General features: G+C 61.5%; 9 protein-coding genes. 7 read left to right on the top strand and 2 right to left on the bottom strand.

Annotated features, from left to right (window positions below; translation table 11 throughout):
• The first annotated feature begins 160 nt into the window (after positions 1-160).
• The 7 genes from AC6LKD_RS11975 (at position 161) to AC6LKD_RS11945 (ending at position 11,041) form a co-directional block, all read left to right on the top strand.
• On the top strand, positions 161-1,786 hold the full coding sequence (locus AC6LKD_RS11975; RefSeq protein ID WP_013394475.1) for a methyl-accepting chemotaxis protein: 1,626 nt from the start codon (positions 161-163) through the stop codon (positions 1,784-1,786).
• Positions 1,787-2,648: 862 nt separating this feature from the next.
• On the top strand, positions 2,649-4,085 hold the full coding sequence (locus AC6LKD_RS11970; protein ID WP_498116314.1) for a phospholipase effector Tle1 domain-containing protein: 1,437 nt from the start codon (positions 2,649-2,651) through the stop codon (positions 4,083-4,085).
• 271 nt (positions 4,086-4,356) lie between these two features.
• A complete protein-coding gene (locus AC6LKD_RS11965; protein WP_498116313.1) occupies positions 4,357-6,279 on the top strand; it encodes a lipase family alpha/beta hydrolase in 1,923 nt (640 codons plus the stop codon).
• A gap of 128 nt (positions 6,280-6,407) precedes the next feature.
• Positions 6,408-7,880 (top strand): M20 family metallopeptidase, encoded by a 1,473-nt coding sequence (locus AC6LKD_RS11960; RefSeq protein WP_498116311.1) that lies wholly within the window; start codon positions 6,408-6,410, stop codon positions 7,878-7,880.
• Between the two features lie 69 nt (positions 7,881-7,949).
• Complete coding sequence (locus AC6LKD_RS11955; RefSeq protein ID WP_013394473.1) at positions 7,950-8,507, top strand: DUF1415 domain-containing protein; 558 nt, start codon at positions 7,950-7,952, stop codon at positions 8,505-8,507.
• A gap of 239 nt (positions 8,508-8,746) precedes the next feature.
• Positions 8,747-9,733 (top strand): Bug family tripartite tricarboxylate transporter substrate binding protein, encoded by a 987-nt coding sequence (locus AC6LKD_RS11950; protein WP_013394472.1) that lies wholly within the window; start codon positions 8,747-8,749, stop codon positions 9,731-9,733.
• 9 nt (positions 9,734-9,742) lie between these two features.
• Complete coding sequence (locus AC6LKD_RS11945) at positions 9,743-11,041, top strand: acyl-CoA thioester hydrolase/BAAT C-terminal domain-containing protein (RefSeq protein ID WP_498116310.1); 1,299 nt, start codon at positions 9,743-9,745, stop codon at positions 11,039-11,041.
• A gap of 116 nt (positions 11,042-11,157) precedes the next feature.
• Here the strand turns inward: AC6LKD_RS11945 and AC6LKD_RS11940 are convergent, their stop codons facing one another.
• Positions 11,158-12,129 (bottom strand): Bug family tripartite tricarboxylate transporter substrate binding protein, encoded by a 972-nt coding sequence (locus tag AC6LKD_RS11940; RefSeq protein WP_498116309.1) that lies wholly within the window; start codon positions 12,127-12,129, stop codon positions 11,158-11,160.
• 3 nt (positions 12,130-12,132) lie between these two features.
• The gene (locus tag AC6LKD_RS11935) at positions 12,133-12,585 is read right to left on the bottom strand and encodes a cupin domain-containing protein (protein ID WP_498116307.1); all 453 of its coding nucleotides are present in this window, start codon (positions 12,583-12,585) and stop codon (positions 12,133-12,135) included.
• Positions 12,586-12,591 lie beyond the last annotated feature (6 nt).

Here is a 12,591-nt window from a genome sequence, read left to right as displayed (position 1 = left end):
CCGCCATTTGGACCTCTTGGGTCCGAATGGCGGGGCGGTTTTTATGTTCCGTCAAGCCTGCTCTGGATTCGAGGCGTGCAACGCAATGAGATATTTAACTTTTCATTGCAACCTGTCGTAAAGCATAGGTAGCCGCTATACGCAACCCGGAGTGACCCCAATGTTCAAGAATCTCAGTATTCGCGCGGTCTTGACGACCGCTTTAGCCGTTTTCTTCGCGCTTTTCCTGCTAACCGGCATCGCCGTGCATCAGCAGCTGACCTCCAATCGCAATTCCATCGAAGTCCTGCTGGACACCAACCTGGTCCGCGCCAATGCCGTGAACGGCGCCGGCACTGAACTGCTGCGGGCCCGCCTGGTGCTGTTGTCCGCCCAGACCGCCCTGATGGAAGGCAAGAGCCTGGACAACCTGGCCAGCATGCAGCGCCTGGACGGCTATACCAAGAAGGCCGGCGAGCTGATCGATCTGGTGCGCAAGACGCCGGAAACCTCGGCCCAGGGCAAGCCGCTGCTGGACGCGGCCCTGGCGGCCTACGACGTCTATCACCGCGATGCGATCGTGCCGATGATCGCGGCCATCCGCGCCGGCAACGCTCAGGAATCCGGTCGACTGAATCTGGAGAAAGTGACGCCGCTGGGCCTCACCTTCACTGCGGCCATCCAGAAGTACCTGGACTACGCCGACGAAGTCGGCCAGCGCGTGGCGCGCGAGGCTTCCTCCCGCATCAACGCAGCGATCGCGGTGTTGGTCGGCCTGCTGGTCGTGGTGGCCGCGCTGGTGGTGGGCCTGTATGCGGTGTTCGGCCGCTCGGTGTTCCGTCCGCTGCATGAAGCCGGACGCCTGTTCGACCGCATCGCCGCCGGCGACCTGACCAACCGCATCGAGCAACGCGGCAACAACGAAATCGGCGTGCTGTACGGCGCCGTCAAGCGCATGCAGGACAGCCTGGCCCGCACGGTATCCGCCGTACGCCTGGGCGTGGAAGAGATCCACACCGGCGCACGCGAGATCGCCGCCGGCAACATCGACCTGTCTTCGCGCACCGAGCAGCAGGCCGCGTCGCTGGAAGAAACCGCCGCCAGCATGGACGAGCTGTCGTCCACCGTGAAGAACAACGCGGAAAGCTCGCGCAGTGCCTCGGAACTGGCCGTGGCGGCGTCCGAGGTGGCCTCGCGCGGCGGCCGGGCGGTGGGCGACGTGGTCGGCACGATGCGCGGCATCGCCGACAGTTCCAACCGCATCGCCGACATCGTCGGCGTGATCGATGGCATCGCCTTCCAGACCAACATCCTGGCGCTGAACGCGGCCGTGGAAGCGGCGCGCGCGGGCGAGCAGGGCAAGGGCTTCGCGGTCGTCGCCAGCGAAGTGCGCGCCCTGGCGCAGCGCAGCGCCGCCGCCGCCAAGGAAATCAAGGGCCTGATCGACGACTCGGTGCAGAAGGTGTCCATCGGTTCGGACCAGGTGGAAGCCGCCGGCGCCACCATGCAGGAAATCGTGACCTCGGTGCGCCGCGTGACGGACATCATCAACGAGATCTCCAGCGCCTCTGAGGAGCAGTCGCAGGGCATCCAGCAGGTCAACCAGGCCGTGTCGCAAATGGATAGCGTGACGCAGCAGAACGCCGCGCTGGTTGAAGAGGCCGCGGCGTCCGCAGCCTCGCTGGAGACTCAGGCGCAGCGCCTGCGCGAAGCCGTGGCGGTGTTCAAGCTGCAAACCGGCCGCGTGATCGACGCCGACGCGCCGGCCGTGGGCCGCAGCGGAGAACCGGCCTTGCTGGGTGCCTGAACGTTGAACACGCCGCCCGTCCACAGAAGATAACGCTACCGTTTCTCTTGGTGCCCGGTGGGGCAGTGCCTAGCAATCCGTAAAGCCGCAGCGCTTTGGATAGACCGGTTGTGTTTTGGGGGAGGCTGTGGCGAAGGAATTGCCGGCGCAGTGTTGGCTTCAAAAGCAGCTACCGGGTTACCTCTGGCGTAAAGCACTGCCCCCGATGTGTCTATGTGGAGGGCTGCTGTCGGATGACGCGATCAATGCGCAATCCGACGGCCGACCAATAGCCAGATTTTTTGCGCAATTTTTTGTAGGGCTGGCTGTCCTGAAGCAAACAGGAAAATTTAGGGAACCTGCAGCCTGGTTCGATCAGATTGAGCGTGCGGGAAAAGCTGGTGAACCAATATATACCCGCCAACACGGATAGGTAGGTCAGCATCCGTCCAAACCCTCTCGCGTCCAGAACCAATCAAGTCCGCATTCATGGGAACGGTTTTCTCCATCTAGTACGCGTACAGGGAACCTTGCTTCACTGCTTCGCAGTCGGAAAAGATTGGAGGTAATCTCGACGCCTATGTGAACAGCATGGACGCGTCGGATTTTTTTCTAGTAAGAAAAAACTAGTAAATATGGATGGCTGCTATAGGTCGTTTTTTTTGTTGGATGGTATTCATCCCAGCTTGCATTTTTCGTATGAGGTCGGAGAAAATGCACGGTATTCGCATGATGGGTTGGAATTTTTGAGACGGGGCCACTGTTCGATAATTTCTCTATGGCGAGCGGCTTTTCCACTTTGGTATTAATTTAAATCAAGCGCTAATCCCTATTGATAATGTTTCGATATTTCCTGACTTTAACTTATGTTAAGGGGATGGATATGATCACTTGCATGTTGATGCGGGGAGTTGGAACGTTTATTCTAGTGACGATTTTGGTGGGGTGTGGCACCGCTAGGGCTCCAGTACCGTCGGTTTTCATACCTGGAGGCCAGAAAGGAGAGGAGCGTGCGCCAGACGACACTAGCGTAGGCTCCAAAAAGATTGCCATTTTCTTTGATGGAACCTCCAATGATGAACGTTCGGCAACAAATGTCTGGACTTTCTATAAGTCGGTAGTGGCCACTGGTCAAGTCACCGCCTTTTACATCGAAGGTGTTGGAGCGCACGGGAAAGCAATTGGGATGGCTACAGCATGGGGGCTGGGCCTCCGTGTGCGTGAAGCCTATTCCTTCCTCTTGCAGCAATACCGAGCGGGCGACGAAATATACTTGTTTGGCTTTAGCCGAGGAGCATATGCGGCACGGGTTCTTGCTTCAATGTTGTACCACGCCGGACTACCGAGCATAGCTGTTCCACAATCGTCTCGTCCTTCTCCTGAGGTTCTCTCCGCCTCGATATTTGATGCGTTCAAATGCAGTACATGGGCGACCTACTCCAGATGTGCAGCAGTTACAAGCGTGCAACGCGCAGCCGATATCAGCAGGGCGATACAGGACGAGGCGTGGCTGAAAATGACCCCCGTTTCTGTCAGATTCATGGGGTTATGGGACACTGTAGAAGCTCTTGGCTGGCCGGACTACGAGGAGAATGTAGATGTTCCAAATCCTCGCTACGCAGACCAACTCTGCAACGTCAAGAAGGCAGCGCAAGCAATTGCACTTGATGACAACCGATCCAGAATATTCACCCCAATCCTCCTCACGCGGAGGCACCTCGTGGCTGACTGCGAATTGGACCCAAACATCGTCATAGTCGGTGATTCATGGAAAAATAATATCAATGAACGCGTGGAGGAGGTTTATTTTGCTGGTGCCCACGCTGATGTCGGCGGCGGTTATACGGGAGAACCGCAGGGGTTAAGTATGGTGTCGCTGAATTGGATGTGGGACCAAGCATTCAAGGAAGGGTTGCCGATAGAGCGTATCGCTGTGGATGGTGCCATGGCGGAATCTCAGCGACACATGGCCTGCACTCACGACCCTGAGGGCGCCGGCGTCTTCAATGTTCTATACAAGCGCCAGTATCGCGCAATAGACACGTATGCCGATAGCGCTGACTCGAGTTCGGAGAAAATTAAATTCCATGCATGTTTGATTGAGCATATCAAGGCGCGGCCGCGTGGTGTCGCCGAATATGCCGGATCTGATCCGTTGGCGCAGGAATTGCTTCACAAGGCCGGTCCTTCGGCGCGATTTCGAACCTGCTTTGAAGAAACGGGAGGAGTTTTTTCCTGGAAACCTACGGCAGAGTGCAAAATCGAAATCGTTGGGGAATGCGTTGCATCAAACGCATCGGTGCCAACGTGTGGAAATTAGAGCTTTTCGTCCTGTGCGATTAGATTTTGGATTCGAGAGCTTGTTCGTGAAGTGCGTTGTCACGCCTGGCTTCGGGAGCCGATGGGCTGAAGATGAACGAGGGGTGGATTTTTCAAGCCTTTTTTTGGCAGAGGAGAATTCCGTTTCACGCTTCACGCTTGTTGGAATTCTTTTTATTTTTCGCCTCAATTTATTTTAGCCTTGTCTACACAATGGAGCTCATGGTTGATTCAAGGAAATCCTCTTGAGGAAGAAAAGAAGGAGACAGATCATGGAATTTGCCAGGTTGGTGAACGAGTTCGTGGTGCGAGTTTTTGCACCAATGTTGCTCCTGAGGCTTGCAGGCGCAGCGTTAACTCCAATGATGCTGATAGGTATTGATACCCAGGCCGCGACTGTCTCCGGCGCCGCAACGGCACCGGCAGGCCCGCCTATGAAGTCTCCGGCAGACCTTGCGTCCACAGACTCGCGTTGGCTCTATCGTTCACAGGGGAATGACATTGCCCTGGTTTTCATTCATGGTATTTTCGGGGATACCGTTGGGACTTGGACAAATAGCCAGGGTAAGACGTTTTTTGAATATGCCAAAGATTCGCCGATAGGGGCGAAGGTCGATATGTTCGCGTTTGGCTTTGCGTCTAGGTATGTTCAGAAGGGTTCGGACAATATTGTGGAAGCCGCTAACAACCTCTCTGCCAACTTGGAAGCGCTTGGCGTCATGTCGTACAAGAAAATTGTGCTCGTGGGGCATAGCATGGGTGGGTTGGTTGCGATGCGCGCATTGATCATCAATCGTGATCTGCGGGAGAAAGTTCCCCTTGTGTTGTTCTACGCAACTCCGGCGGAAGGTGCCGAGATTGCCAATGTAGCGTCTTTTTTTTCGTCCAATCAGGCGCTGCGGGATATGAATTGGGCAGATCGAAACACGTTCCTGCAAGGGCTGCTTCAGGATTGGAGTTTGATGCGTCCGCGTCCTAAGACCAGTTGCGCGTACGAAGCTCTGCCAACGAAGGGCCTTTCCGTCGTAACGCGTTCCAGCGCGACACGTATCTGCATCGATGAACTGGCGCCTGCTGCCATTAGTGACAGCGACCATATCTCTATTGTGAAACCAGACAGGGCGCAGCATCAATCGCTTATCATGCTGATCAACGCGATGAATCGTTTTGTATTTTCCGACCCTGAGGCAAGATTGGTAACTCCCGATTTTCTACAGGAAAACGGAAGATACGTTTATACGCTGCAGGGGGCTCAGGGGCAAGCCAGGGTCTACAACTCAAGTCGAACTACGGTTCGCTATTACATCAGAGACATCTCGGATCGAGGGTTGTACATCGTTCCAGATGAAACACCGCAAGAACTTCAGGCGTATGAATCGAAAATTCTTCGCATCAATCTTCTAAAGGAAGCCAACCTATCTGAATATTCGTTCGTGCTCAGCAACGGTACAAATGAAGAAAGACATGTAATCGTCAAGGTTAAGCCAGCCCTAGTCGCTGCCGCCCGCGAACAAGCAGCGCGTAGCTATCTGGCTCAGCTCGATACATATTTGAGTGATCCGGTTGTTGCATCACGCCTTTCGCGCTTGCCGAGTACCAGTGCGGAGGCGCAGCGAGAGGCGGCGCGGGTCGCTTATGATCTCGTTACGCAGAACAATCCCGACCTTCCTGTGAGTGCGCGTTGGGTACTCGCAGCAGATACCTTGTCGTCCACGCAATTTTCGGACGCCGCGGTTATTGCTCTGAAGGAAGCTGAAATCGCCTCGCCCAAAACCGCTTCGGCGCCGGCGGTCCAGCAGTTGGCAGGCAGAATCGCAGCGCAGGCGGGGACGCCGGTCATATTCCACAATGCCTCGACGCCAGCAGTTTCCCTTCAGGATGCGGGTCATATATTCCGAAAGTTCGATAGCAATGCCTTGGGTAATGCCAACAATCTCTCGCAGCAAATGAAATCCATTCCGGCGTTACGCGCGCAGGGCTTGCAGATTGAAGGCGACCTGCTGCTTTCAGATGGTGATCGCGATGGTGCATTGAAGGCTTACTTGGAAGCGGTCAGCAATGTCCAATCTCCGGCCACGCAGGTGCGAATCGAAGCGCTAGATCCAGCCAAGACGAAGACCTTCAACGGGCGGGACGCTAGGTACTTTCAATTCAATAATCAGCGAGGCCCCCAAGGGGGGGCGATACTTCAGTAGACGAGATGTGGCTAGCGGCGTGGGGGCATGTGTCACCAGATCCAATCAGGGACAAAAGATGCCAGCCGCGCCGCGCAGGCATAAAATAGCGGATTGCCTATCCCCCTCCGCACACAGGATCCCGCGCCATGAACGCACGCATCCCCGAAGACGCTCTTCCTCCCACCCTGGACCCGAAGGCCTTGCAGGCTTTCGTGGACGACAAATGGGACAACGAGATCATCCCGGCGCTGACCGACTACATCGCCATCCCGGCCAAGAGCCCGGCGTTCGACGCGGACTGGGAAAAGAACGCGTTCATCGAACGCGTGGTGCGCGACGCCGCGCAGTGGGTCGAGGCGCAGAAGGTCTCCGGCCTGAAGCTGGAAGTGGTGCGCCTGCCGGGCCGCACGCCCGTCATCTTCTTTGACGCGCCCGCCACCCGCAGCGACAACGGCGACACCGTGCTGCTGTACGGCCACCTGGACAAGCAGCCCGAATTCTCCGGCTGGCGCGCGGGCCTCGGCCCCTGGACCCCCAAGCTCGAAGACGGCAAGCTGTATGGCCGCGGCGGCGCCGACGACGGCTATGCCGTGTACGCCTCGCTCACCGCGATCATGGCGCTGGACAAGCAGGGCATTCCGCGTCCGCGCTGCGTCGGCATCGTCGAAACCTGTGAGGAATCCGGCAGCTACGACCTGCTGCCCTATGTGGACGCGCTGCGCGACTGCCTGGGCAACGTGGCCCTGGTGGTGTGCCTGGACTCGGGCGCCGGCAACTACGACCAGCTCTGGATGACGACCTCGCTGCGCGGCATGGTGTCGGGCACGCTGGAAGTGCAGGTGCTGGACGAAGGCGTGCACTCGGGCGACTCCAGCGGCGTGGTGCCGTCCTCGTTCCGCATCCTGCGCCATCTGCTGGACCGCCTTGAAGACAGCGGCACCGGCCGCCTGCTGCCGCAGAGCCTGCATTGCGAGATTCCCGCCGATCGCGTGGAACAAGTGCACGCCACCGCGCGCATCCTGGGCGACGAAGTCTGGCGCCGTTTCCCCTGGAGCTGCGGCGCCGACGGCGGCTTCGTGCTGCCCATGACGACCGAACCCGAACAGGCCCTGCTGAACCGCACCTGGCGCCCGACCCTGTCGGTGACCGGCGCCGAAGGCCTGCCGCCGCTGTCCAGCGCTGGCAACGTGCTGCGTCCGCGCACGGCCTTCAAGCTATCGCTGCGTTTGCCGCCGCTGGTGGACGCCGTGGCCGCCTCGCAAGAGATCAAGGCTTTGCTGGAAGCCGACGCGCCCTACAACGCCAAGGTGCTGTTCAAGGCCAACGAAGGCGCCGCCACCGGCTGGAACGCCCCGGCTTCCGCGCCCTGGCTGACCCAGGCGCTGGACGCCGCCTCGCAGCAATACTATGGCGCGTCCTGCGGCTATATTGGCCAGGGCGGCACCATTCCGCTGATGAGCATCCTGCAGAAGGGCTTCCCCAAGGCCCAGTTCATGGTCTGCGGCGTGTTGGGTCCCAAGTCCAACGCCCACGGCCCCAATGAATTCCTGCACGTGCCCTACGGCAAGAAGCTGACCGCGGCCGTGGCCCAGACCATGGCGGCCATGCCCACCGCGTAAGCGGCGGCGACGCTGTTCTTAGCGCGGGCCGCAACGCCCGCGCTTTTCTTTTTTCCAGGATGGCCCCCCATGATTTCCACTTCCGACGCCTACGCCAACGTGGTCGCTGAGACCAAGCACTGGCTGAACCAGGCCGTCATCGGCCTGAACCTCTGTCCCTTCGCCAAGGCGGTGCAGGTCAAGGACCAGATCCGCTTTGCCGTCAGCGACGCCACCGACGCCGAAGGCGTCCTCACCGACCTGCAGGACGAGCTGGCGCTGCTGGCCGAGACCGATCCCGAGCAGATCGACACCACGCTGCTGATCATCCCGGACGCGCTGGACGACTTCCTGGATTTCAATGACTTCGAGGAACTGTCGGACCGCCTGCTCAAGCGCATGCGCCTGGTGGGCGAACTGCAGGTGGCCACCTTCCATCCGCAGTTCCAGTTCGCCGACACGCAGCCGGACGACATCGAGAACTACACCAACCGTTCGCCGTATCCGATCCTGCATCTGCTGCGCGAAGACAGCATCGACCGCGCGGTGGAATCCTTCCCGGACGCCGCGGAGATTTACGAGAAGAACATCGACACGATGAAGCGGCTGGGCCTGGAAGGCTGGAAGAAGCTGATGACCAAGGCTTAGGCCCAGGCCGGACGGTTTATCAGATCGCATACCAAATACCGCATTGCGGAATACAAGCCTTGCTTCCTCCTGGGAGCCTCGGGATATCCCTAGATAGCCCGTCCGCGGTATTGCATACAACATACTGACGCCGTGACAGCTTGCCGTAAGGCGGGCCGTCCGCGCGTCCTTTCCCTTCGATTGCTTTGCCCCGCGGCCTCTCCCGGGCGCGGGGGCGTTGTCCTTGCCTGGAGAGTTGTATGCGATTCACCCGCCGCCATGCCCTGGGCGCGCTTGCCGCGCTGCCCCTGATCTCGCGCCCCGCCTGGGCGCAGAACACCTTTCCTACCCGCCCAGTGCGGCTGCTGGTGGGCTTTGCCCCCGGCGGACTGACCGACATTGCGGCGCGCGCCCTGGCCGAGCGCATGGGCAAGACCTTGAAACAGAGCGTGGTAGTGGAAAACCGCCCCGGCGGCCAGGCCATCATCGCCACGGTGGCCGTGGCGCGTGCCGAACCGGACGGCTACACCTTGGGCTTTGCCGGCACCAACGGCATGATCCTGAACCCCTTGCTCTACAACAACCTGCCTTACCAACCGTCGGACTTCAAGCAGCTTGGCTCCATGGGCAAGTCGCCGATGCTGCTGATCGTGCACCCCGATCTGGGGGTGAAGAACGTGCAGGAGTTCATCGCGCTGGCCAAGAAAAAGCCCGGCGACATCACGTGCGCGCACGCCGGACGCGGCGTGATCAATCATCTGGCGCTGTTGCATTTCCAGTCCAAGACCGGCACCCAGTTCCAGGACGTGCCCTATAAGGGCAGCGGCCCCGCGCTGCTGGATCTGATGGCCGGCACGGTACAGAGCACCTTCGACTTCCCGACCTCGGCGCTGCCTAACATCAAGTCGGGCAAGCTGCAGGTGCTGGCGGTCACTTCCGACAAGCGCCTCTCCAGCCTGCCGGACGTGCCCACCATGAAGGAAGCGGGCGTGGACGGCTTCGAGCTCTATACCCGCATGATGATTTCCGGCCCGGCCGCCATGCCTGCTCCGGTGGTTGCCGCGCTGGAGAACGCCGTGCGCGAAGGCACGCGCGATCCCGGCCTGGTGCAGCAGTTCGCCGACCAGGGCGTGACGGTGGAGTTCACCTCCTCGGCCGACCTGGACAAGGTCATTGCCGACGAATCCGCCATGTGGGCCCAGGTGATCAAGGCCAACGGCGTACCCAAGACCGACCTGAAGAGCTAAGGAGCCACCGTGGCAGAACAACCCAGCATTACCGTTACCCCGGAACGCGCCCTGATCGACGTGGCGCGCGAGATCCGCGTGAGCGGCTTTCCGGCCTATGCCTTCATCACCATCACGGCCAGCATGACGATGTGCGGCGCGCCGTGGCGCTCGCAGGCCGTATTCGTGGCCGGCCACGACGGCAGCCTGGACCTGGCGCGCGATTGCCCCGTGTCCGGCAGCTATGCCGAACCCTCGGCCATGGGCATCGTCTGGTCCATGGCGTGCGAGGACATCGCCAGCGTGGTGTTCCCGCCCGACCGGACCGAGCCGCTCGCCATCCGCATCGAAGCCAGCGATGGACGCCACACCGCTACGGCCACCCTGGTGCAGGAGTTCCTGGCCGACGGCGTGACGCACCGCGCGGTGCGCGAGCAGGTCGGCGGCATGACCTTGTCGGGCGAGCTTTACACGCCCGCCGGCCCTGGCCCGCACCCGCTGGTGATCTACATGAACGGCTCGTCGGGCGGCGTCAACGCGCCGCGCGCCGCGTTGTTCGCGTCCCGCGGCTACCAGTGCCTGGCGTTGGCCATCTTCAACTACGAGGGCCGTCCCAAGTACCTGAATGACATGCCGCTGGAATACTTCGAGCACGTGTTGCGCTGGGCCCGCGCCGAACTGGCGCCGCGCGACGGCTTCGTGGCCTTGTCCGGCATCAGCCGCGGCGGCGAGACCTCGCTGCTGGTGGCCTCGCATTATCCGGAGCTGGTCAGCGCGGTGGTCGCCTACGTGCCGTCGCCCGTCATGCACGGCGTGGTCAGCGCCGGCGCACCTGGCACCGGCCGCGATGCGCAGGTCTGGACCAAGGCCGGCGAGCCGCTGCCGCATCTCTGGCAGAACAACGCCAGCGCCAACTGGGACGCGGCCTACGCCTCGCAGCCGCCATACCGTCAGACCCACGCCTTCCTCAGCGCCACGCGCGACAGCGCCGCGTTCGAGCGCGCCCGCATTCCGGTCGAGAACTATCCCGGTCCGGTGTTGCTGGTCAGCGCTTCCGATGACGGCTTCTGGCCGAGCACCGCGTACTCGGAAATCGTCATGCGCCGGCGCCAGGAACATGGCCTGCCGACTTTCCACCATGTCTGCATGGGCGCCGGCCATCACGTGCACTATCCCTGCCTGCCCGCCACCCTGATCAGCAAGCCGCACGCGATGTCCGGCCTGCTGCTGGACGCGGGGGGAACGCCCAGCGCCAATGCGGCAGGCAACGAGGGGTCCTATCTGGCGGTGCTGGAGTTTCTGGGACGGGTGGGAGGCGTCGCCCGGTAAGTGGCAGCCAAGCGGCCGCACAAGCCGCCGGCTCCGGCCTGGCGGGCATGCCGGCGGCGCGACAACGAGGCGGGCAGGCGAGCGCGCATGACCGCCTGCCCCGAGGGCGCGGCGGCCTATCCGTTGCGCAGCTTCTGCTCCGACACGAACGCCGACCAGCGCTGCAGCTCACCCCGTATCAGTCCCGCGAACTCGGCCGGCGTATTGGGCTGGGCGGCTTCCATGCCCAGGCCGGCCAGTTTGTCGCGCACCCCGGCGTCGGCCAGGATGGCCTGCATGGCGCCGTTCCATTTGGCGATCAGGTCCGGCGGCGTGCCCGCAGGCGCGACGATGCCCTCCCATTCCTTCAGGTTGTAGGCTGGCACGCCAGCCGCGGCCAGCGTGGGCACGCCGGGCAGGGCGTCGATGCCGCCATCGCGCGTGACCGCCAGCGCGCGCAGCTTGCCCGATTGCGCCAACGGCACGGCGACGGAGGCGGTGGCGAACATGGTCTGCACGTAACCGCCCATGAGCGCCTGCGCGGCTTCCGCAGGGCCCTTGAATGGCACGTGCAGCATGTCTATGTCCGCCGCCTGGCAGAAGGCCGCGCCCAGCAGATGGGCGGGCGAGCCATTGCCGCCGGAACCATAGCTGAGCTTGCCGGGCTGGCGCTTGGCCTGTTCAACCAGGCCGCGGACGTCGGTGTACTCGCTGTCTGGTGGGACCATCAACACGTTGTATAACCAGACCAGATTGGCGATCGGCGCAAAATCGCCGTCCGTGCGATAGGACACCTTGCCGAACAGCGCCGGCAGCACGGTGTGGGTCAGGAACATGATGCCCACGGTGTAGCCGTCGGGAGCGCTGCGCGCCACCGCGTCCAGCCCTATCATGCCGGTCGCGCCGGGCCGGTTCTCAACCACCACCGGCTGGCCCCACAGGCGCTGCAGCCTTTCGCCGATCACGCGCGCCAGCACGTCGGGCGGGCTCGCCGCGGGCAGCGGCACGATGATGCGTACGGGCTTGTCCGGGTACGCGGCCCGCGCGGACCACGGCAGGGTACAGGCGACGGCCCCGGACAGACCCTTCAGTAGCGTGCGGCGGTGCATGGTTCAGGCCGCTGACGAAACAGGCGGCATGAAGATCACGTCGTATTCCGGCGCCACCGCCACCACCTCCGCCGGACTCGACATGTTGTGGATGCGCCGGTACAGCTCCAGCAGCTTGCCCGCGGGCGCGGCCCAGAACAGCGCGGTGGCGGCGACGCCCGAATTGTTGAAGAACGCATGCGGCACGCCGCGAGGCATGCGCACCAGGTCGCCCGCGCCGGCCGAAGTCTTCTTGCCGTCCAGCAGCAGGTCGATGCGGCCGTCCAGCACGAAGATGTACTCGTCCTGGTTGGGATGCACGTGCGGCGGCACGAAGGATTCTTCCGGGAAAGTGGCGTGCCAGGAAATGCTGTCCAGGCTGACCTGCTTGGGCACGTACACCTGGCCCAGGATGTTCCAGGAGACGCCGTCCAGGCCGGCCTGGGCGCGGGTGATGTCGGGGGTTTCGAGAATCATGCTGCA

The organism is Achromobacter sp. D7-1 (assembly GCF_059760445.1).
This window is presented reverse-complemented; position numbering and strand designations above follow the sequence as displayed.